The sequence below is a fragment of the Nocardiopsis tropica genome (assembly GCF_042660575.1).
GTDB classification, from domain to species: domain Bacteria; phylum Actinomycetota; class Actinomycetes; order Streptosporangiales; family Streptosporangiaceae; genus Nocardiopsis; species Nocardiopsis tropica.
The window spans coordinates 127,153-148,797 of sequence record NZ_JBHSUF010000008.1 but is presented as its reverse complement, the minus strand read 5'-3'; the positions used below and the strand labels follow the sequence as shown (position 1 = coordinate 148,797).

The window sequence follows — 21,645 nt, the reverse complement described above, 5'->3', positions numbered from 1 at the left end:
CGCGCTCCCCCGGCGCGGTCGGGGCGGTCCCCTTGCGCCCTCGACGGTACGCGGTCCGCGCCGCGTGAATCCACGGGAACGCCGCACACGGAAGACGGCCCCGGCCCCCGACGACACGCCGAGGACACCCCGCCGCCACCTTCCGGACACCTTCCGCGCACTCCTGGTGACCGGGCAATGCCACAGCGCCATGGCGGGAGGTCCGACCGGGCCGAGTTCTTTTCGCGGCCGTGCGCACCGGAACCCCGACAGGACAGGGGAACCCGAAAAAAACGGACAACAGCAACGGAGACACCAGCAACAACGGGGATTGACACACGTCACACGGTGATCCAATCTGGTTAACAGTTAACAGTTAACCGAAGGGAAGACATGTCGGAGATCCTGCCCATCAAGCAGCGGGCACTCGGCGAGAAGGTCGCCGGAGAACTCCGGCGCCTGATCGTCACCGGGCGCTACGCGCCCGGGACGTCGCTGGTCGAGGGGCACCTCGCCGAGCAGTTCGACCTGAGCCGCGGACCGATCCGCGACGCCCTCAAGCTCCTCGCCTCCGAGGGGCTCATCGACACCAACCGCCGCAGCGCCACCGTCGTCGGCCTGGGCGGGGACGACATCGACGAGCTCTTCTCCCTGCGCGGATCCCTCGAACAGCTCGCCCTGGAGATCGGCCTGAACCGCGACCGGGCCGGGCTCGCCGAAGGCCTCCGCGCCCCCCTGGAGCAGATGCGCAGGGCCCGCGAGGAGCGCGACCCCGACGCCTTCACCGCCGCCGACGTGCGCTTCCACTCGGTCTTCTACGACGTCGCCGGCCACCGCCGCCTCGCCGACGTGTGGGCGCAGTACCGGCCCACCATCGAGGTGCTCCTCCTGGCCTCCAACGAGCGCTACGAGGACCTCGGCCCCTCCGTCCGCGCCCACGAGGTCCTCGCCGGGCTGGTCGAGTCCGGCGAGCCCGAGGCCGTCCTGGAAGAGCTCCGCGGCCACCTGGACAACGCCAGGCTCAGGCTCAGGGCCCCCTACACCCAGCCCGCGACCCACTGACCCGACGGGACCGCACCGCGTCCCGTCGTCCCTCGGCTCATGTCCCGCGACCGACCCACGGAGCCGATTCCACCGAAACACCGGAGAGCACCATGCGTTCCACCACCTTCCGCCTGACCGCGGCCGCACTCGCGGTCACCGCCCTCACGGCCGGCTGCGCCGACCGGGGCGGCGTCAGCGAGGACGCCGCGGACTACCCCAGCCAGGACATCACCCTCGTCGTCCCCTACGACGCCGGAGGCGCGTCCGACCTCGCGGCCCGCACCCTGGCCGCCCGGATGGAGGACTCCCTGGGGCAGAGCATCATCGTGGAGAACCGCAGCGGCGGCGCCGGCTCCGTGGGACTGGAGAACCTCGCCGGGCGGGCGGCCGACGGCTACAGCATCGGCTACCTGCCGGTCGAGACCGTCATGCTCGGCTACCAGGGCTACGACGTCGACCCGGGCGCCTACGACCTCGTCGGCCAGATGGTGTCGGTCCCCGCCACCATCGCCGTCCCCGAGGACAGCCCCTACGAGACCCTCGACGACCTGGTCGAGGCCGCCCGCTCCGAGCCCGGGGCCCTCTCGGTGTCCAACTCCGGCGCGGGCTCCATCTGGGAGGCCGCCACCACCGAGCTGGGGCGCGCCACGGAGACCGAGTTCCAGCCGGTGCCCTTCGACGGCGGCGCCCCCGCCGTCACCGCCGCCGTCGGCGGCCAGGTGGACGCCGTGGTCGCGGGCATCTCCGAGACCGCCCCCGCCCACGCGGACGGCCGGCTCCGGGTCCTCGCCCTCTTCGACTCCCAGCCCTCCGACTCGCTCCCCGGCGTGGAGACGGCGGCCGAACAGGGCGTGGACGTCGTGATCGGCGGCTGGGGCGGCATCGGCGCGCCGGCCGGCCTCCCCGACGAGGTGCGCACGAAGCTGGAGGAGGCGTTCTCCGAGGCGGCCGACTCCGACGAGTTCAGGACGATCATCGCCGACTCGGGGAACATCCCGGTCAACGTGCCCTCGGAGGAGTTCTCCGAGTTCGTCGACCAGGAGCACACCCGCTTCGGCGCACTGCTCGAGGGCCAGGACTGAGCACCGTGGCCGACACGAGCACGACCCCGGACGCGCCCGCCCCCGGCGGGCCGCGTCCGGGACGCAGACCACGGGACCTGGTCCCCGCCGCCGTCGGCGCCGCGCTCGCCGCGGGCGCCTTCGCCCTGGCCGCACAGATCCCCGAAGGGGCCCGGCTCACCCAGTTCAGCCCGAGGTGGTGGCCGGAGACGCTGGCCGTCCTCCTGCTGGTGCTGAGCGCGTGGCTGGCCGCGGGGGCGCTGTTCCGCCGCTCCGCGACCGCGGAGGAGGACGGGCCCGAGGCCGCGACCCGCCAGGGGGCGTGGCGGCTCACCGCGATGCTCGCGTCGATCGCGGGCTACGGCGTCCTCTGGTACTTCGTCGACTTCCGGGTCTCCACGGCTGTCCTGTTCGCGGCCCTCACCTGGCTCGGCGGAGGCCGCGGGTGGAAGGCGCTGATCCTCTTCCCGATCGCCGTGACGGCGGTCCTCTACCTTCTGTTCGGCGTCCTCCTGAGAGTGCCACTATGAGTCCGATCGTCGAGGGCTTCAGCGCCCTCCTGGACCCCATGGTCCTGCTGTGCATCGCCGCGGGCGCCCTCCTGGGCATGCTCGTCGGCGCCTTCCCCGGCGTGACGGCCACCATGGCGGTCGCCCTGGCCAGCGGTTTCACGCTCTCCCTCGAACCGCTTCCCGGCCTCGCGGTCCTGCTCACGATCTACGTGGCGGCGAACTTCGGCGACCGGGTCCCGGCGATCCTCGTCAACACCCCGGGGACGCCCGCGTCGATCGCCACGACCTTCGACGGCTACGCCATGGCCCGCCAGGGCAGGGCGGGCCTGGCCCTGACCTCGTCCGCCTTCGCCTCCGCGTGGGGGACGCTCGTCGGCGTCGTCCTGCTCATGGTCGCCGCGATCCCGCTGTCCCGGCTGGCCCTGAACTTCGGCCCCGCCGAGATGTTCGCGCTGGTCGTGTTCGGCCTGACGATGATGATCGGGGTGTCGGGCGGCCGGATCGTCAAGGGCCTCATGGCGGGCGGCCTGGGCCTGCTCCTCGGGGCCGTCGGCCGGGACCCCATCACGGGCACGCCGCGGTTCACGTTCGGCCTCCCCGAACTGTCCGACGGCATCCCCTTCATCGCCGCGATCATCGGCCTCTTCGGCATCGCGGAGGTCATGAACCAGATCCTCGTGCACCGCCGGGGCCGGGAGGCGGAGCCGATCAAGGAGTTCGGCCGCTGGTTCCCCAGGCGCTCGGACTGGCGCACCATGCTCAAGCCGATGGCGATCGGCAGCGGCGTCGGCGGCGTGGTCGGCATCGTGCCCGCCACCGGCGGGGACATCGCCGGCATCCTCGGCTGGGACCAGGCCCGCAGGGCGTCCAAGCGGCCCGAGGAGTTCGGCAAGGGGTCGCTGGAGGGCATCACCGCCGCGGACACCTCGTCCAACGCCACCCTCGGCGGGTCCGTGACCACCACCCTGGCGCTGGGTCTGCCCGGCGACTCCGTGATGGCCGTGATGATCGGCTCGATGGTCGTCTGGGGCATCCAGCCGGGCCCGTCGCTGTTCGCGAACCAGCCCGACCTGGTCTACAGCATCGCCGGGATCATGCTCATCGCGACGGTGGTCGCCCTCGTGATCAGCGTGCTGCGCATGCGCGGCGTCGCCAAGCTCCTGGAGCTCCCGCAGCACTTCCTGTGGGCGGTCATCCTCGTGTTCTGCATGGTCGGCACCTACGCCGTGAACAACAGCGTCCTCGACGTCGCCGTGATGCTCGTGTTCGGCCTCGTCGGGCTGTTCCTGAAGCGCTTCGGGATCCCGCCGGGGCCCGTCGTCCTCGGCCTGATCCTGGGCGGCCTGGCCGAGGGCAACCTCCGCCGCGCCCTGGAGATCGGCGGCCCGGAGAACATCCTGACCAGCCCCATCGCACTCGGACTCCTGGCGGTGAGCGCGCTCGCCCTCGTCGTGCCGCCGCTGCGCACGGCGTGGGGCGCCCGCCGCGCCCGCGCCGCCTCCGAGAACACCACCACCCCGGCGCCCTGACCCGGATCCGCCGGCAGCCGCCCCTTCCCCACCCGAGGAGAACCACGCATGTCCGTCCACGCGAAGGTGATCACCGCCCTCCCGACCCCGTTCACCAGGGACGAGGCCCTCGACCCCGACGCCGCCACCGCGCTGTTCACGGCGGTCCGCGACCGGGGCGTCGACGGGGTGTTCGTCGCAGGGACCACCGGAGAGTTCACCGCCCTCGGCGACGACGAGCGGACCGGGGTGATCGGGCTGGCCCTGGACGTCTTCGGCCCGGAGCGGGTCTACGCCCACGTGGGCGCGGCCGCACCCCGACAGGCCGAGTCGCTGGTCCGCGCCGCCGTCGGCGCGGGGGCCACCCGGCTCGCCGCCGTCACGCCCTACTTCCTGCCCGCCCCCGAGGACGCGCTGGTGCGCTACTACGAGCGCCTGGTGGCGGCGGCCGGCGGCGCGGAGGTGCACGCCTACCTGTTCCAGGTGCGCTCCACCACCCCGGCCGCGCCCTCGGTGCTGCGCCGCCTCGCCGACGCCGGCGTCCGCGGGGTGAAGATCAGCGGTGAGAGCGACGCCTCGGTGTCGGCGTACCTGGCCGCGGCGCCCGCGGGGTTCGACGTCCTGTCCGGCAACGACATCGCCTTCGAGGAGTTCGTCCGCGCGGGCGGCCTCGGCGTGGTCTCCGGCGTCTCCTCCGTCTTCCCCCGGCCGTTCGTGGCACTGCGCGACGCCCTGAACAGCGGGGACACCGAAGGCGTGCGCGCGGCCCAGCCCCTGGTGGCCCGCGCGGTGGCCGCGGTCCGCAGCGGCAGCATCCCGCACCTCAAGGCCGGGCTGGAGGTCCAGGGGCTCCCCGCCGGACCCGCGAGGGTCTGCGGCGACGCCGTCTCCGAGGCCGACCTGGAGGTCCTCAGGGAGACCGCGGAGGCCCTGGCCTGACCCCGCGGCCCGGGTCCCGGACCCGGCCGCCCGACGCCCCCGTGGCGTACACACGACCCGCCCCAGGGGGCGGCGGACCGAGAGGCGAGTGAGCGCGGATGGCGCTGAAGAAGATCATCAACCGACCCGAGGACTTCGTCGACGAGGTCACCGAGTCACTGCTCATGGCGCACCCCGACCGCCTGCGGGCGGCGTCCGGCGACCGCAGGGCGCTGGTGCGCGCCGACGCGCCGGTCGAGGGCCGCGTCGGCATCGTGACCGGGGGCGGGTCCGGACACCTGCCGCTGTTCCTCGGCTACGTGGGCCGGGGACTGGCCACGGGCGTGGCCGTGGGGAACGTGTTCTCCTCCCCCTCCGCCGAACAGATCGCCGCGGCGACGCGCGCCTCCCACGGGGGCGCGGGCGTGCTGTACCTGTACGGCAACTACGGCGGGGACGTCTACAACTTCGACCTGGCCGCCGACGTCGTCGCGGCAGAGGGCATCGCGACGGCGACCGTGCTCGGCACCGACGACATCCTCTCCGCGCCCCGCGGCAGGGAGGCCACCCGGCGGGGTGTGGCCGGGCTGTTCTTCGCCTACAAGACGGCGGGAGCCTCCGCCGAGCGCGGCGACGACCTGGAGGCGGTGCGGTCGGTGGCCCGGCGCACGGTGGACGCCACGCGCACGATGGGGGTCGGCCTGTCCCCCACCATCCTCCCCGCCGCGGGCGAACCCACGTTCACGCTCGCCGAGGGGGAGATGGAGGTCGGCATCGGCATCCACGGCGAGCCGGGCAGCCACCGGGGGAAGCTGGAGACGGCCGACGAGATCACCGACCGCTTCCTCGCCGAGATCCTCGGCGAACTGGAGCCCGCGCCCGGCGACCGTGTCGCGGTCCTGGTGAACGGCCTGGGCGCCACCCCCCTGGAGGAGCTGTACCTGGTGTACCGCCGGGTCCACCAGGTGCTGGGCGAGCGCGGCGTGGTCATCCACCGGCGCTACGTGGGCGAGTTCGCGACGAGCCTGGAGATGGCGGGGGCCTCGGTCTCCGTGCTCCTGCTCGACGACGAGCTGGCCGAGCTGATCGACGCCCCCGCCGCGTCCCCGTTCTTCGGCCAGGGGAACACGGAGGCGCCGGAGCCCCGCGCCGCCGGGGTCGGGGCGCCCGGCTCCGCGGCCGTCCGGGGCCCGGCCCCCGCCGTCCGCCGTACCGGCGCCGCCGGTGCGCTGCGCGGCGCGCTGGTCGCGGCCATGGAGCGCATGCCCGCGCACGCGGAGGAGCTGCGGCTGCTGGACTCGCGCCTCGGCGACGGCGACCTGGGCATCACGGTCTCCTCGGGGGCGGAGGCCGTGCGCGAGGCGCTGCTCGCGCTGCCGGAGGACGCCCACCACGCCGACGTGCTGCGCGCGGCGGCGACGGCGTTCGCGTCGGCCAACCCCTCCACGTTCGCCGCGCTGACCGGCGCGGGCGTGCTCGCCGCCGCGGCCGAGTCGGAGGAGCTCGCGTCCGTCTCGGTCCGCGACGCCGCTCGCCTCACCTCCGCCGTGTCCCGCCGGGTGCGGGAGCGGGGCGGTGCCGAGCCCGGCGACAAGACGTTCGTGGACGGGCTCCTCCTGGTGGAGGAGGCCCTGGAAGGGGCCGACGACCCGGTCGCCGCCGTGCGCGCCGCCGCCTCCGCGGCCGGGCGCGCCGTCGAGGAGACCAGCGGGCTGACGTCGGCGAAGGGCCGCGCCGCCTGGGTGGGCGAGCGCGGGGCGGGCGAGCGCGACCCGGGCTCGGTCGCCCTCCTGCGGTTCCTGGAGGAGCTGCGCGACGTCCTCTCCTGAGCGCGGCCCCGTGGCGCCTCTGTGGGGGTCGCGCCACGGGCGCCCCGGCGGACGGGGAGAGGACGGCCGCCGGCGCCGCGGTGCGTACGCGCCGCGGCGCCGGGCCGGGGGCCCGCGAGGTCCGGAAGGACCCGGCCGCCCCCGTGACCGGGGGCGACGTCGGGGGCACGGGCGCCGCGGTGGACACTGGAGGTCCGTCGAGGCAGTCCGCACAGGGGGTAACCGTGTCACGTCCGCTCACAGTCGTCACCGGCGGCAGCCGGGGCATCGGCGCCGCCACCTGCGTCAGGCTGGCCTCCGACGGCCACGACCTGGTACTGGGCTACGCGAGCGACGAGGGGGCGGCCGCCCGGACCGCGGCCGCGGTGCGGGCGGCCGGCGCGCGCTGCGTCACCGTGCGCGCGGACACCTCCTCGGAGGAGGACGTCGAGCGGCTCTTCGACTCGGCCGCCCCGCTGGGGCGGGTCACCGGCCTGGTCAACAACGCCGGTGTCACCGGCCCGCTGGGCAGGCTCGCGGACGCCTCGGCCGACGTCCTGCGCAGGGTGGTCGACGTCAACCTGCTCGGCTACCTGCTGTGCTGCCGCCGGGCCGCCCGGGACATGGCCGCGCACGGCTCGGGTTCCATCGTCAACGTGTCCTCCGCGGCCGCCACGCTCGGCAGCCCCGGCGAGTACGTGCACTACGCCGCGACCAAGGCTGCGGTGGACGCCCTCACCGTGGGCCTGTCGAAGGAGCTGGGCCCCGACGGGGTCCGCGTCAACGCCGTGGCGCCCGGCGTGATCGAGACCGGCATGCACGCGGCGATGGGCGACCCCGACCGCCCGGCCAAGGCCGCCGCCACGCGCATCCCCCTGGGCCGGCCCGGGCAGGACTTCGAGATCGCCGCCGCGGTCTCGTGGCTGCTGTCCCCCGAGGCCGCCTACGCGACGGGCACGGTGCTGCGCGTCTCCGGGGGCCTCTGAGGCGCCCGGCGGCGATCGCGCCCGGCGCGTGCCCGGCAGCGCGCGGCCGGACGGGCGGGCCGACGGCGGGCGCCCGGCGCGAGGGGGTCTGCGGGCGGCGTGCCGGCCCCCGGTTCCGCCGGTGGCAAGGCGAACCCGCGGCCCGCGGCCCGCCCCGTGAGCTGTACCATCGGGGCCGGATTCTCCCCCTCGTCCGCGTGCTCCCCCGGTCCCGGAGAAAGCCGTGCGACAGGGCTTTCACCACAGACGGAAACGGACGTTCATGGACGCTGACGACACCCAGGTCATGACCAGGACCGGCGAGTTCACCACCACCGTGAGCTGGGAGACCCCGGTCCGCGGTCGGGTCGCCGCGGCGGTGGACCGCCTCTCCGGCCCCCTGGCCGACCTGCTGGAGCGCGACGCCAACGACGGCGACACCCGCATGCTCGTCGCCGACTTCTTCAGTGTCGGACTGAATTTCAGCAAGTACCAGGACATGACCACCGAGTACCGCACGAGCGGCGACTCGATCGACTACGCGATCATGCTGGAGGGCAAGCTGTTCGCCCCCGTCGAGGTGCGGCGGATCGGCCAGGAGCTCGACCAGCGCAACATCCAGATGTCGCGGCGCCTGGCGGCGGACGAGGGCGCCGAGTGGGTGATCCTCACCAACGGCCGCCGCTGGCGGGTCTACCACCTGCGCCCCGACGGCGAGGGCGGCAACACCCCGGTCGAGGTCCTCGACGTGGACCTCTTGGACGCGGACGCCTACCACCGCAACATCGACGCCCTGTTCCACCTCACCCGCGAGTCCGTCGACCACGGCCGGCTGGACGCGCTGCGCCAGTGGAAGGAGGCCGTCGAGGCGGCCCCGCTGGCCGAGGTGCTGCGCGGGGACGCCGTGGTCGCGGCGATCCGCGACCAGCTGCTCGCCGCCACGGGGCACCGGGGCCACGCCGGCGACGCCGAGGAGATCCGCCGCGCCCTGACCGACACCGTCGTCGCACGGGGCCTGCTCCCCTCCGGGGAGTGACTCCCCCGGGGCTCCCCGGGACCGGAGGGGTCCCGGGGAGCCCCGGTCACGGCCTTCGTCCGGTTCGCGCCATACTGTCCCCGAACGCATCCGGACGACAGGCGGACCCGGACGGCCCGTGAGCCGGGGCCCGCCGGAGGACCCGTGAACGAGACTCCCCCGACGACCCCGCTCGTGGCCGGCGACCCCGCACAGGTCGGCCCGTATCCCCTGCACGGCCGGATGAACACCGGGGGCTCCGGTGTCACCTACGCCGCCCCGGACGGGCACGGCGGCTGGGCCGCGCTCACCGTGGTCCGCGAGGAGCACGTGGCCGTCCCCGGCTTCCGGTCCCGGTTCGCCCACCACGCCGGCCTGGTCCAGCGGGTGCGCTCACCCCGTGTGGCCCCGCTGCTCGCCGCGGACGGCTCCGCCCCGCGCCCGTGGTTCGCGACCGCGTACGTCCCCGGGCCGACCGTGCGCGACATGGTCGCCACGCACGGGCCGATGCCCGGCGGCCAGGTCCGCGAACTCGCCGCCGGCATCGCGGCGGCGCTGGCCGACGTCCACGCCGCCGGGGCCGTCTACCCGAACCTGACCCCGGCCGGCGTGGTCCTGGGGCCGGACGGCCCGGTGCTGACCGGTTTCGAGGCGCACGTTGCCGCGGCCGACTCGGCGGGCTGGGTCGACCCGGAGTGCTTCACCGGCCGCCTGTCCTCCTCGATCGACATGTTCTCCTGGGGGTCGGTGGTGGCCTTCGCCGCGACCGGCAGGGCTCCGTTCGGCACCGGCGACCCGGACGCGGTGGCGCACCGGCACGAGAACGGACGCCCGGACCTGTTCGGGGTGCCCCGGGACCTGGCCGGCCCGGTCTCGGCCGCGCTGGTGCCGCTGGCGGAGGACCGCCCGGACGCGGCGGGCCTGGCCCGCGCGCTGACCGGTTCCGGCGGGCCCCCGCCGCCCCCCGAGCGGAAGCGGTCCGGGACGGGGCCGGCCGTCGCGCTGGCCGCGGCGGCGCTGGTCCTGGTTCTGCTGGGCGCGGCCCTGGCCCTGTGGGCGCTGGGTCGCGAAGGCGGGCCGGCCGGGGCCGGGGGCTCCGCCGCCGGCGTGGAGCGGGCGGGGACGCAGGTGTCCGGGGCCGGGGGCTGAGCCCGGGCGGGCCGCCCGCCACGCCGGAGGGCTCCCTCCGCCGCGGCGGGGAGACCGCGCCCTCCGGTGCCGTTTACCCCCATTGACAGCAGTGAGCCACGACACAACAATGAGTTTGGGAGCGCTCCCAGACGTGTCGACCGCTCACCCCCCGGCGGAAGGACCCCCACAGTGAGACCGGTACGAAGAAACGCTGCACCGGCCCTCGGCGCCGCCCTGGCGCTCTCGGCGACCCTCCTCGCGGCCTCCCCCGTTCAGGCCGACGAGGAACCCACCGAACACATCGTCAACGGAGGCTTCGACGACGGCGCCACCGGATGGTGGGGCAGCCCCTCCATCGCGCCCGAGGTCACGGAGGACGGGCGGCTGTGCGCCGACATCCCCGGCGGAACCGCCGATCCGTGGGACGTGATCATCGGCCAGGACGGCGTCCCCCTGCGTGCGGGCGAGTCCTACACCTTCTCCTTCACCGCCTCCGGGACCGGGTCGCGGCCCGTCCGCGCGCTCGTCCAGGAACCCGTCGACCCCTGGCGCACCGAACTCGACGAACGCGCGTTCCTCACCGAGGAGGCCTCCGCCCACGCGTTCGTCTTCACGGCGGACGAGGACCGCGACGACGCCCAGGTGGCCTTCCAGGTCGGCGGCGCGGCCGAGCCCTGGACGCTCTGCCTGGACGACGTGTCCCTGCTCGACGGCGCCGAACCCCCCGTGTACGTGCCCGACACCGGCCCGCGCGTGCGCGTCAACCAGCTCGGCTACCTGCCCGAGGGCCCCAAGAACGCCACCGTCGTCACCGACGCCGCCGATCCCCTCCCCTGGACGCTGGCCGACGCGGACGGCGCGGTCGTCGCCGACGGCGACACCGTCCCCCGCGGCCCCGACGCCTCGTCCGGCCAGAGTGTCCACACCGTCGACTTCGGCGGCTTCACCGAACCCGGTGAGGGGTACACGCTGACCGCCGACGGCGAGACGAGCCATCCCTTCGCCGTCTCCGCCGACCTCTACGAGGACCTGGCCGCGGACGCCCTGTCCTTCTACTACCCCCAGCGCAGCGGCATCGGGATCTCGGACGCGATCGCCCCCGGCTACGGACGCGGGGCCGGACACGTCGGCGTCGCGCCCAACCAGGGCGACACCGAGGTCCCCTGCCATCCCGCGACCCCCTGCGACTACACACTGGACGTGTCCGGCGGCTGGTACGACGCGGGCGACCACGGCAAGTACGTGGTCAACGGCGGCATCTCCGTCCATCAGCTGATGAGCGTCCACGAGCGCGCCCTGCACGCGCCGACCGGCAACCCCGATCGCGCGGGCGACTCCACCCTGCGCCTGCCCGAGCGGGACAACGGCGTCCCCGACGTCCTGGACGAGGCCCGCTGGGAGATGGAGTTCCTGATGGCCATGCAGGTGCCCGGGGGAGAACCCCTGGCCGGCATGGCCCACCACAAGGTCCACGACGCGGCGTGGACGGCGATCCCGATGCTGCCCGCCGACGACCCCCAGCCCCGTTACCTGCACCCGCCGTCGACGGCCGCCACCCTCAACCTCGCGGCGACCGCAGCCCAGTGCTCCCGGGTCTTCGAGCCCTACGACGCGGAGTTCGCCGCCTCCTGCCTGGAGTCGGCGGAGACCGCCTGGGCCGCCGCCGCGGCCCACCCCGAGGAGTACGCCCCACCGACCGGCGAGGGCGGCGGCCCCTACGACGACACCGACGTCTCCGACGAGTTCTACTGGGCGGCCGCGGAGCTGTACCTGGCCACGGGCGACGACGGGTACGAGGACGCCGTCACCTCGTCCGGCCTGCACGCCGACCCCGGGGTGTTCGGACCCGGCGGGTTCGACTGGCGCTACACGGCGCCACTGGGGGTCCTCCAGCTGGCCTCGGTGCCCAACGACCTGTCCGACGGGGCCCGGGACGCGCTGGTCGAGGGCGCCGGGCAGTACCTGGACAACATCGGGTCCCACCCGTACGGCCTGGCCTACGCGCCCGAGGACGGGGTCTTCGCCTGGGGCTCCAACAACCTCGTGCTGAACAACCTGGTGGTGCTGTCGACCGCCTACGACGTCAGCGGGGACGCGGCCTTCCGGGACGCGGTCCTGGAGGGGATGGACTACGTGCTGGGCCGCAACGCCCTCAACCAGTCCTACGTCACCGGGCACGGCACCAACGACGCGGTCAACCAGCACAGCCGCTGGTACGCCCACCAGCTCGACCCGTCGCTGCCCGCCCCGCCCCCCGGCTCGCTCGCCGGAGGGCCCAACTCGGACACGGCCACCTGGGACCCGGTGACCGAGGCCGACCTGGCGGGGTGCGCCCCCCAGTTCTGCTACATCGACGACATCGGCTCCTACGCCACCAACGAGCTGACCGTCAACTGGAACTCGACGCTGGCGTGGGTGTCCGCGTTCGCCGTCGAACAGCTCCGGTAGCCGCCCGGTCCGGGACCCGGTGACCGGGCCCGGACCGGCCACAGATCCATCCGGGAGGACGGGGCCCCTCAGGAGAGCGTGGGGCCCCGTCCGACATCCTCCCCCGGGACGTCCGGGGAGGGCCCGGCCGCCGGGGCCGCTCCCCCGCCCGGGCCGGCGGGAGCAGCGCGTTCCCGGACCGCCTACTCCAGGGGCAGCCGCAGGATCCGGTCGTCGCCGTCGCGCGGTTCGCCCCGGCCGTCCAGGTTGCTGGTGCCCAGCCACAGCCCGTCCCCGCCGGGGACGGCCACCACCGTGCGCAGGCGGCCGTACTCCCCCTCCAGGTGGGCGACCGGCTCGCCCGCTCCGCCGTCACCGGTGAGCGGCACCTCCCAGAGCCGCTCGCCGCGCAGGCCCGCCACCCACAGGGAGCCGCCCGCGAAGGCGGCGCCGCTCGGGGAGGCCTCCGCGGTGGTCCACGTGACCAGCGGGTCGACGTACTCGTCCCCGCCCCCGGGCCCCTCCACCTCGGGCCACCCGTAGTTGTCGCCCGGCTCGATCAGGTTGACCTCGTCCAGCCGGTTCTGGCCGAACTCGGTGGCGTAGAGGCTGCCGTCCCCGTCCCAGGCCAGGCCCTGCACGTTGCGGTGCCCGTAGCTGTACGTGTGGTTGCCGAACGGGTTGTCCGGGGCGGGCTCCCCGTCCGGGGTGAGGCGCAGGACCTTGCCCCCGAGGGAGCCGGTGTCCTGGGAGTTCCGCGGGTCCCCGGCATCGCCGGTCCCCGCGTAGAGGAGGCCGTCGGGGCCGAATTCGATCCGGCCGCCGTTGTGGGTGGACGCCGAGGGGATCCCGTCGAGGACCGTCTCCGGCTCGCCCAGGCCGCCCCCGTCCGGGTCGTACTCCATCCGGCCGATCCGGTTGTCGGAGTCCGTCGTGTAGTAGGCGTACACGTAGGGCTCCTCGGGGAAACCGGGGTCGACGGCCAGTCCCAGCAGGCCGCCCTCCCCGGACGGGGACACCCCGGGGACGGTCCCGGCGCCGGTGACGGTGCCGTCGTCCGCCACGCGGACGACCTCGGCGGAGTCGCGCTGGGCGACCAGAGCCGAGCCGTCGGGGAGGAACGCGACGCCCCACGGCACCTCCAGGCCGGTGGCGACGTCCTCGGGCTGTCCGGGCTCGGACTCGGTCGTCCCGGGGTCGGTCTCACCGTTTCCGGTGGTCACGCCCTCGGGGGTGCTGCAGGCGGAGAGCAGGAGGAGGGCGCCGAGGGCGGAGAGGGTACGCAACGCGGGTCCCGCGGTCGATGTGTGCACCATGTCCGCTCCCTTCCCCGTGACGGCCCGTGTACGCCCGGTTCCTCACCCGCGGTCGCGCGCGCTGTTCTCGTGCCCCTCGCGGAGCTCCTCGAACAGGCGGTCCACGTCGGTGAGCAGCGCGCTGTACACGGGCCAGCGGTCCCGGTCCCGGTCCTCCCCGAGCTCCTGCCGCACCCGCTCCACCCCGCTCGCGCCGGCGTCCAGGCAGGCGCGCAGGTCGGCGGAGACGGAGGAGCGCTCCGGCTCCCCGGCGTCGCGGACCGCCCGGAACGCGTCGGCCGCGCCGTCCATGAGCGGCGCGAACCTCCGCAGGAAGGCGTCGTCCGGTGCGGGGAACCTCCCCCCGGAGCCGGTCGAGTACCTCAGGGTGCGCACGACCGACTGGAGGTGCCGCGAGGACCGGCCCAGGGCGGAGATCCAGGCCCGGTACGCGTCCGGGTCGCCCTGGGGTCCCCGACCGCCCAGGACCCTGCGCGGGTTGAGGCGCGCCCGCTCCTCCTGCTCGGCGACCGCGGACCGCGCGTTGCGCGCGGTGTCGTCGAACCCGTCCGCGACGCGCGCCCAGTGGGTGAGGTCGGCCAGGCCGTCGTTCCCCCGCCCGAGCCCCTCGGCCATCTCGTGCGACAGCTGGCGCAGGCCGTCGGCGAAGTCGAGTACCGCGTTCTCGGCGTCGCGGAAGCGGATGGCGGGGGCGAGGACCGTGTTCGTCACCACGGCCGCGCCCGCGCCCACCATGACCATGGCCAGGAGCGAGCCGAGGTCGCCGGGGCTGGCCGCCGTGCCCCCGGCCAGGGCGAACGCGGCGACGACGGGGATCTGGGAGCCCTGCGAGCCGAAGACGGCGGCCTGGCCCAGGACGAGGGCGAACAGGACGAGCAGGGCGAAGATCCACAGCTCGGGTCCCACGGTGAGACCGCCCAGGCCCGCGATCAGCGCGCCCGTCACGACCGCGGCCACGTAGCGGCCGGACTGGAGCACCGACCCGTAGACGCTGGGGCGCACGACCAGGAGGGCGGAGAACGGCGCGAACCCGATCTGCTGCGTGTCCATCAGCAGGGTGCCCACCCCCAGGGCGAGGGTCGCGGCCACGGCGCACTTGAGGATGAGGACGGCGGTCTCGCGCTCGTGTCCCCGCCGTTCGAAGGCCCTGCGCCCCCACCGGCGCCAACGCTCCCCGGGTCCCGTCCGATGCCGCTGCGCCACCCCGTCCCCTCCTGTCCTCGTCCGCCGCCGGGGAGGGGCCCGTTCCCGTGCCCCCGGCCCGGCGGAGCCGTCCCGCCGCGGGCCGTCCCCGCTGTCACCGTCGCTTCCCCCTCCTGCGCTTCCGACACGTCGCGGGGCCCCTCGGCACCGCGGCGTCCCCGTCCTCGCGGCTCAGGCCCCGGGGGCGGTCCCCAGGTAGACGGTGTTCGACGCGGGCGCCTCCTGGTAGGGGCTGGCGAAGGTCACCACCTCGCTGCGCACCCCGCCGAAGGCGAGCCGCAGGACGTCCTCGTAGCCGGCGTCCGGCGGGTCGTTGGACCAGAGCGCGAACACCCCGCCGGGGTGCAGGCTCCCGGCGAGGCGGCGCACCCCCTCCGGCTCGTAGAAGGGTGCGTGGGACGGGTGGAGCAGGTGTCGGGGCGAGTGGTCGATGTCGACCACGACCGCGTGGAACCGGCTGCCCGGGGCCTCCGGGTCCAGCCCCTCCGAGCCCAGGGCCCGTGCGAAGAAGTCGCCGCGCGCCAGCCGGCAGCGGGGGTCGGCGGACAGCACGGCCCCCGCCGGGACGAGCCCCTCCCGGTGCCAGTCGACCACCTCGCCCAGCGCCTCCACCACCAGGAGCGAGCGCACACCGGGGTCGTCGAGCACGGTGAGGGCGGTGTGGCCGAGCCCGAGCCCGCCCACGACCACGTCGTACCCGTCCGGCGGCTCCGCGCCGGGGCCCGCGCGCAGTTCGGCCAGGGCGAGGCGGGCCACCTCCACCTCCGCGGCGGTGAAGGCGCTGGACATCAGGAAGTCGTCGTCGAGCTTGATCTCGTAGACGTCGTCGCCCACGAGGGGGTCCCAGCGGCGGCGCAGGCTGATCACCCCCATCGGGGTGGGCCGGTGGTCGAGTTCCCGGAAACGTGGGCTCAAGGTCGGTGCTCCAGACAGGAGAGGGCGGGTGTCCCGCCCACCGTAGGGGGCGCCGCCCGCCCGGGGGCCGGTTCCGCGCCGGACACGCCTCAGCGGCGGACCATCACGAGCACCCCGCAGGACCAGCCCAGCAGCGGGATCCGCTCCCAGCCCGAACGCGACTCCAGGTCGCCGATCAGCCCCTCCACCTCCAGCCGGTGGCCCTCGGGGTCCGTGCCCCCCGCGTGCCGGGCGAGGTCGGCGACGACGTAGAAGCCGCCCCGGTCCACGAGCGACAGCGCCTCGTCCAGGTGGGTGAACTTGCCCGGCCACGCGTCCGCGAACACCAGGTCGTAGCCGGGGCCGGCGTCGTCCGCCCGACCGGTCAGCCACTCGCCGCCGTCGGCCTCGTAGACCGTCACGCGCGGGTCCACGGTGTGGTGGCGGCGGGCCACGCCGAGGCACTCGGGGTCGTTGTCGACGGTCTCCAGGACGGACTCCCGGTCCATCCCGGCGAGCAGCCACGCGGTACCCGCCCCGGTGCCGGTGCCCAGTTCGAGCAACCGCCCTCCGGGCTTGGACGCCGCCAGGGCCCGGAGCAGGCGGCCGACACCCTCCTCGCAGGACATGGTGAAGCCGATGGCCTCGGTGTCGGCCTCGATCGCGGCCAGGGACGCGGGTCGCCGGTCCGGCGCTGTGGTCGCCATGTGGCGGGGCTCCTCGCTGTTCGCCTTGCCCGTCGGGTCGAGGCTACGGCGGCGGGGAGGGCCGGTCCAGCACCCGGACGGGGCGCACGGCCCGCGTCGTCCCCGGCGCGCCGGTCCGGACGACCCCCTGCCGCTCCGGCCGGTGCGACGGATTCGCGTCCCGACGTGTGGGCGGACCGCGGAACGGCTAGGGGGTGGGGAACCGGAAGGCACCGAGCAATTGGGAGGCAGCGATGGTCGACGAAACCGGTGCTCCTCCCCGCCGCCCCTGGTTCCGGGGGGCTCTGCGGGGGGTCGTGGGCGCGATGGCCATGAGCGGGATGCGGCAGGTGGCGGTCGGCGTGGGGGCCATCGAGAGGACGCCGCCCGACGCCGTCCTCAAGGAGGGCGTGCCCCTCCTGCTGGAGAGCGTGCCCGAGCACCGCAGGTCGGCCGCCGTGGAACTGGCCCACTGGGGGTACGGCGCGACGGCGGGGGCGGCGTTCGCCCTCCTGCCCGCCCGGCTGCGCCGTTCGCGGCTGACCGGGCCGGTGTACGGCGTCGCGGTCTGGGGCCTGTTCGAGGTGGCCGTCGCGCCGGTGCTGGGACTGGCCCACGCGCGCGGGTCCAGGCCGCGCGAACGGTGGGCGCTGCTGATCGACCACGTCGTCTTCGGGTTCGTCGTCGGCACGCCCCCCGAGGCGGGCATCGCCGGCTCCGACGGCCCGGACGGGGAGCCGGGCGGTGAGCCCCGCGGGGACGGCTCCGGCGCCGGGGGGACCGGGCCGGAGGACCGCCGCCGCGGCGCCTGACCGGGCGGACCGGGCCCGGCCGGGAGAGTTTGGGTTCCAGCGGCCGGGCCCTACTCCTGCGCCTTCTGGAGGCGCACATAGGCGAGTTGCAGCCAGTCGGACACCGCCACGGCGCTGAACACCGCTCCCGCGCTCCGGGTGAGGGCGGGCGCGAACACCAGCCCGAAGGCGTAGCCGGTGGCCACCCACTGGGCCAGGCAGAAGGGGCAGGTGACCAGCTCGCCGACCGCCTTGCGCCCGCCCTCGCCGCGCACCTCCTCGTCGAGCTCGGCCGGCGCGGACGCCCCCCGGAAGCGCGTGAAGAACGACCGCAGCGGGCTGGTCACCGGGTCCTTGGCCAGCAGCCGCGACAGCTTGTGGGTGGTGAGCCCCATCAGCGCCAGGTCCCAGGGCCCCACCGAGGCGGCGGCCCCGCTCCGGCGGGAGCGGCTCGCGACGAGCGCCCCCGCCGCCACCAGGGCCGCGTAGCCGGACGCCACCGCGGCGTAGCCGACGAGCGGCTGGTCGCTGCCCCCGCGGTAGGCCTCCGCCTCCTGCCGGACGGTCTCCTTGACGCTCTCCGCGCCGGAGGTGTCGTCAGTCATCGTCCCCGTTCCTCCTTCGTCTCGTTCCGCCTCCGTTGCCGGACCTGGTGCGGGCCCAGTCGTGCAGCGCCTCCCTGTCGGCCGCCCCGTCGACGTTGACGGCGGCCTCGATCAGCGCGAGGTGCGTGAAGGCCTGGGGGAAGTTGCCCAGCTGGGTGCCGTCCGCGGTCATCTCCTCGGCAAGGAGCCCCAGTTCGCCCCCGCTCCCGCACAGCCGCTCGAACCTCTCCCTCGCCTCGTCGGTCCGCCCGGCGAGGACGAGCGCGGACACCATGTCGAACGAGCAGAGGAGGAAGGCGCCCTCCGGGGTGCCGATCCCGTCGCCGGTCTCCTCGGGGTCGTACCTGCGGATCAGGCCGCCGCCCTCGCCCAGTTCGGCCTCCACGCGCTCCAGGGTGCGAAGCACACGCGGGTCGGTGCCGTCGAGGAAGCCCAGGAGCGGGATCCGCAGCAGCGAGCCGTCCACGTTGGCCGCGCCGTAGGACTGGACGAAAGAACCCGTGGACGGGTCGTAGCCGTGGTCGAGGACGTCCCGGCGGATCGCGCGGGCCTCCTCGCGCCATGCCTCCAGCGGCACCTCGTCCTCCCCGCCGGTCATCTCCGCGAGCTGGACCGCGCGGTCGAGGCACACCCAGGCGTAGACCTTGGAGCTGGTCCAGTGCCGGGGGTCCGTCCTGACCTCCCACATGCCCTCGTCCGGCTCCCGCCACAGCTCGCGCGCCGACTCGACCACGGTGGCGAGCCGGGCCAGCTCGTCCGGCGGCAGGCTCCCGGTGGCGTCCTCGTAGGAGAGGGCCGCGTCGAGGATGTGCCCGTAGACGTCCAGCTGGTGCTGCGAGTACGCCGCGTTGCCGGTCCGGACCGGCCGCGCCCCGCCGTACCCGGACAGGTGGTCCAGGACCTCCTCCTCGGGGGGCGGTTCCTCGTCGACCGTCTCCACGGGCGGGAGCCATCCCTTCGGGCGACCGCACACCCGCAGCAGGAAGCTCAGGTAGCTCCCCGCCTCGGCCTCGTGCCCGAGGCGGAGGAAGGCCAGCACCACGAGGGCCGCGTCGCGGTGCCACACGTAGCGGTAGTCCCAGTTCCTGGTCCCTCCCGGCCACTCCGGCAGGGAGGTGGTGGGCGCGGCGATCAGGGCTCCGCTCTCCTCGTGGAGCAGCCCGCGCAGGGTGAGCGCGCTGCGGCGCACGTGGGTGGCCCCCGCGCCGTCGTAGTCGGTCCGCGCCGACCACGCCCGCCACGCGTCCACCGTCCCCCGGAGCAGGGCGCGCCCCTCCCCCAGGTCGACGCGGCGCTCGCCGTGGAGATAGTCCAGCGCGAAGACCGCGGTGTCCCCCTCGGAGAGCTCCACCAGGAACTCGGGGTCGCCGTCCCCGGTGAGGCCGGGGCCGGGAGCGCCCGACAGCAGCGGGCCCGACGCCTCCCTCAGGCCCCCGTCCACGCTCTCCCACCGCGGCTCCGAGCGTCCGAAGTCGGGACGGGCACGCAGTCGGGAGCGCACGGAGGTGGTGCCCGCCCTGCACTCGACGAGCCGCACGAGGACGCCCTCGCGGTACAGGCCCTCCTTCCCCTCGGGGGTCCGCACCGCGAGCAGGTCGCGGACCGCGACCTCCACCCCGTCGCCCCGCCACAGGGTCTCCAGGACGAGTGTCTCGTCCACGTAGGCGCGGTCCGCCGGCCGCGCCCCCTGGACCTCCAGGGTCCACTCTCCGCCGCGGTCCGGGTCGAGGATCCCGGACAGGAACGCGGGCCCGTCGAACCTCGGCGCGCACAGCCACGTGACCGTGCCGTCCGGTGTGGTGAGCGCCGCGGTGTGGCAGTCCGAGAGGAAGCCGTGGTCCCCGATGCCCGTCGTCCCCTGCCCCATCGGCCCCTCCCCGTGGTCCTCCCGCGAGCGCTTCCTCTCCGCCTGCCCTGGGAAGGACGGGACGAAACGGCACTTCAGCACCCTGGTGTGCACATAAGGAACCACTGCCCCGGGTAGCGCAGGGGGAAGGACCGAGTTCGTGACGGAGGTCGGTATGGAGACGGGGAACGGGGGACGCCGGGTGGCCGTCGTCAGCGGCGCCAGCGCGGGCGTCGGCCGGGCGACCGCGCGGGAGTTCGCCCGCCGAGGCTACGCGGTGGCCCTCCTCGCGCGCGGCGCGAAGGGGCTGGCCGCCGCCGAGCGGGAGGCGCACGAGGCCGGGGTCCCCTCGCTGGCCGTCCGCACGGACGTCGCGGACGCCGCGGCGGTGCGCGAGGCGGCGGCCCGGATCGAGGCCGCGCTCGGCCCGGTGGACGTGTGGGTGAACGCGGCCTTCGCCTCGGTCATCGCCCCCTTCGGGGAGGTGGAGCCCGAGGAGTACCACCGGGTCACCGACGTCTGCTACCACGGCTACGTCCACGGCACGCGGACCGCGCTGGAGCTGATGGCGCCCCGGAACCGGGGCGTGGTCGTGCAGGTCGGATCGGCCCTGGCCTACCGGGGCATCCCCTTCCAGGCCGCGTACTGCGGGGCCAAGCACGCGGTGCGCGGGTTCACCGACTCCGTGCGCGCCGAACTGGTGCACGCCCGGTCGCGGATCAGGGTGACGGAGGTCCACCTGCCGGCGGTCAACACCCCGCAGTTCTCGTGGGTCCGCTCGCGGATGGGGGCGCGGACCAGGCCCGTGCCGCCGGTCTACCAGCCGGAGGTGGCGGCGCGCGCGATCGTGTGGGCCGCCGAGCACCCCCGGCGCCGCCGGTACTGGGTGGGCGCGTCGACCGTGGGCACCGTGCTGGCGCAGCGCCTCGCCCCGAGGGCGCTCGACCTCCAGCTGGGCCTCTCCGGCAGGGACAGCCAGGTCCGGGACGAGCCCGCGCCCGAACGGGACAACCTGTTCGAGCCCGTGGACGACGTGCAGGACTTCGGCGCGCACGGGGAGTTCGACGACGAGGCGTGGGGCGTCAGCCCCCTCGACGAGCTGAACCGCAGGCGCCGTCCCGCGGCCCTGGCCGGCGCCGCCGCGCTGGCGGCGGGGGCCGCGGTCTACGCGTCCCGCCGGCTCCGGCGGTGAGGGGTTCGACCGGCACGGCGGCCGGGGAGCCGGGGTGTCCCGGCCGGGGCCGCGGGGCCGGAGGCGGGGGCAGGCGAACGGTCCCGGCCGGAGACGGGGCGGGGGCGCGGGGGCCGGCGAACGGGTCCGACAGGACATGTCCGAGAGCGAGGAGGAAGAAGATGACCGAGCACGATCCGGCCGTGGACGACGCGTGGGAGGACTTCCACTCGGCGGTGAACATGACCGGTGAGGAGCTGCGCGAGTGGCTGCTGACCAACGCCTCCGGCGAGGAGGGCTTCCGGCCGGAGCCCGGCCACACGGTGTCCCGCCGGGGCGAGGCGGTCGTGAACCTGCTGTCCAAGCGCCGTGTCGACGTGACGGGGGCCGACGTCGAGCTGATGCGCGAGGTGTCGGATCTCGTGCGGCGCGAACTGGCCGACCCGCACCGCGAGGATCCCCGGTGGCGGCACCGCCTGATGTCGGTGGGGCACGACCCGCTCAGCCCCGACTCGGCGCGGCCCGACGAGGAGGACCTCGCGTAGCCGGGGCCGGGCCCGCCGGTGCGGGGCCGCCCGACGGGAAGCCCGTCCGGCGGCCCCGGCCCGGTCCGGTCCGGTCCTGTGTCCGCCACCACCCGGCACACTCTCGTCCGACCGGATACGAGCCCCGGCAGAGCGGCGGCCGGCGGACCGGCGAGGGGCCGGGGACACGGAAAGTGACGAAGGGCGGGAAGGCGGAGGGGCGGCGCCCGGTGCGGGCTCC

The 21,645-nt window shown here is 75.1% G+C and carries 19 protein-coding genes; 13 read left to right on the top strand and 6 right to left on the bottom strand.

Features of this window, described 5'->3' with window-relative positions; all coding sequences use genetic code 11:
• Nucleotides 1-372: 372 nt before the first annotated feature.
• From ACFQBR_RS14755 to ACFQBR_RS14710, 10 genes are all read left to right on the top strand, one after another.
• On the top strand, nt 373-1,041 hold the full coding sequence (locus ACFQBR_RS14755; protein WP_344179604.1) for a GntR family transcriptional regulator: 669 nt from the start codon (nt 373-375) through the stop codon (nt 1,039-1,041).
• A gap of 92 nt (nt 1,042-1,133) precedes the next feature.
• Complete coding sequence (locus ACFQBR_RS14750; protein ID WP_267947085.1) at nt 1,134-2,105, top strand: tripartite tricarboxylate transporter substrate binding protein; 972 nt, start codon at nt 1,134-1,136, stop codon at nt 2,103-2,105.
• Nucleotides 2,106-2,110: 5 nt separating this feature from the next.
• Entirely contained in the window at nt 2,111-2,614 is a 504-nt protein-coding gene (locus ACFQBR_RS14745; protein ID WP_344179601.1) for a tripartite tricarboxylate transporter TctB family protein, read from the top strand.
• Entirely contained in the window at nt 2,611-4,125 is a 1,515-nt protein-coding gene (locus tag ACFQBR_RS14740; protein ID WP_344179599.1) for a tripartite tricarboxylate transporter permease, read from the top strand. The genes ACFQBR_RS14745 and ACFQBR_RS14740 overlap by 4 nt, the downstream gene beginning before the upstream one ends.
• A gap of 48 nt (nt 4,126-4,173) precedes the next feature.
• Nucleotides 4,174-5,043, top strand: a complete 870-nt coding sequence (locus tag ACFQBR_RS14735) for a dihydrodipicolinate synthase family protein (protein ID WP_344179596.1) — start codon at nt 4,174-4,176, stop codon at nt 5,041-5,043.
• 98 nt (nt 5,044-5,141) lie between these two features.
• Nucleotides 5,142-6,851: a dihydroxyacetone kinase family protein gene (locus ACFQBR_RS14730; protein ID WP_352982298.1), complete on the top strand. Its 1,710-nt coding sequence runs from the start codon at nt 5,142-5,144 to the stop codon at nt 6,849-6,851.
• A gap of 224 nt (nt 6,852-7,075) precedes the next feature.
• Nucleotides 7,076-7,816, top strand: a complete 741-nt coding sequence (locus ACFQBR_RS14725) for an SDR family NAD(P)-dependent oxidoreductase (protein WP_378553599.1) — start codon at nt 7,076-7,078, stop codon at nt 7,814-7,816.
• Nucleotides 7,817-8,078: 262 nt separating this feature from the next.
• The gene (locus ACFQBR_RS14720; protein ID WP_267947091.1) at nt 8,079-8,831 is read left to right on the top strand and encodes a hypothetical protein; all 753 of its coding nucleotides are present in this window, start codon (nt 8,079-8,081) and stop codon (nt 8,829-8,831) included.
• Between the two features lie 144 nt (nt 8,832-8,975).
• Complete coding sequence (locus ACFQBR_RS14715; RefSeq protein ID WP_344179590.1) at nt 8,976-9,959, top strand: protein kinase family protein; 984 nt, start codon at nt 8,976-8,978, stop codon at nt 9,957-9,959.
• Nucleotides 9,960-10,130: 171 nt separating this feature from the next.
• Nucleotides 10,131-12,389: a glycoside hydrolase family 9 protein gene (locus tag ACFQBR_RS14710; RefSeq protein ID WP_344179588.1), complete on the top strand. Its 2,259-nt coding sequence runs from the start codon at nt 10,131-10,133 to the stop codon at nt 12,387-12,389.
• 182 nt (nt 12,390-12,571) lie between these two features.
• On the opposite strand, the gene ACFQBR_RS14705 is transcribed toward ACFQBR_RS14710, so the two are convergent.
• The 4 genes from ACFQBR_RS14705 to ACFQBR_RS14690 all read right to left on the bottom strand — a co-directional run bounded on the left by ACFQBR_RS14705 (nt 12,572) and on the right by ACFQBR_RS14690 (nt 16,488).
• A complete protein-coding gene (locus ACFQBR_RS14705) occupies nt 12,572-13,684 on the bottom strand; it encodes a PQQ-dependent sugar dehydrogenase (protein WP_344179585.1) in 1,113 nt (370 codons plus the stop codon).
• Nucleotides 13,685-13,726: 42 nt separating this feature from the next.
• Entirely contained in the window at nt 13,727-14,887 is a 1,161-nt protein-coding gene (locus tag ACFQBR_RS14700) for an FUSC family protein (RefSeq protein ID WP_344179582.1), read from the bottom strand.
• A 171-nt stretch (nt 14,888-15,058) separates the two neighbouring features.
• The gene (locus ACFQBR_RS14695; RefSeq protein WP_267947096.1) at nt 15,059-15,802 is read right to left on the bottom strand and encodes a polyamine aminopropyltransferase; all 744 of its coding nucleotides are present in this window, start codon (nt 15,800-15,802) and stop codon (nt 15,059-15,061) included.
• Between the two features lie 89 nt (nt 15,803-15,891).
• Entirely contained in the window at nt 15,892-16,488 is a 597-nt protein-coding gene (locus ACFQBR_RS14690; protein WP_344179580.1) for an O-methyltransferase, read from the bottom strand.
• Nucleotides 16,489-16,721: 233 nt separating this feature from the next.
• Here ACFQBR_RS14690 and ACFQBR_RS14685 point away from each other — a divergent pair, with 233 nt between their 5' ends.
• A complete protein-coding gene (locus tag ACFQBR_RS14685; RefSeq protein ID WP_378553595.1) occupies nt 16,722-17,279 on the top strand; it encodes a hypothetical protein in 558 nt (185 codons plus the stop codon).
• A gap of 50 nt (nt 17,280-17,329) precedes the next feature.
• Here the strand turns inward: ACFQBR_RS14685 and ACFQBR_RS14680 are convergent, their stop codons facing one another.
• Together ACFQBR_RS14680 and ACFQBR_RS14675 are read right to left on the bottom strand one after the other, a co-directional pair.
• Complete coding sequence (locus tag ACFQBR_RS14680) at nt 17,330-17,863, bottom strand: DUF1360 domain-containing protein (RefSeq protein WP_267947098.1); 534 nt, start codon at nt 17,861-17,863, stop codon at nt 17,330-17,332.
• Nucleotides 17,856-19,730: a glycoside hydrolase family 15 protein gene (locus ACFQBR_RS14675; protein WP_344179577.1), complete on the bottom strand. Its 1,875-nt coding sequence runs from the start codon at nt 19,728-19,730 to the stop codon at nt 17,856-17,858. Before ACFQBR_RS14675 ends, ACFQBR_RS14680 begins: the two co-directional genes overlap by 8 nt.
• A 154-nt stretch (nt 19,731-19,884) precedes the next feature.
• Between ACFQBR_RS14675 and ACFQBR_RS14670 the strand changes: the two genes are divergently transcribed.
• Together ACFQBR_RS14670 and ACFQBR_RS14665 are read left to right on the top strand one after the other, a co-directional pair.
• Nucleotides 19,885-20,901, top strand: a complete 1,017-nt coding sequence (locus ACFQBR_RS14670) for an SDR family oxidoreductase (RefSeq protein WP_344179618.1) — start codon at nt 19,885-19,887, stop codon at nt 20,899-20,901.
• Between the two features lie 161 nt (nt 20,902-21,062).
• Nucleotides 21,063-21,425: a DUF3140 domain-containing protein gene (locus tag ACFQBR_RS14665; protein WP_344179575.1), complete on the top strand. Its 363-nt coding sequence runs from the start codon at nt 21,063-21,065 to the stop codon at nt 21,423-21,425.
• Nucleotides 21,426-21,645: the final 220 nt, after the last annotated feature.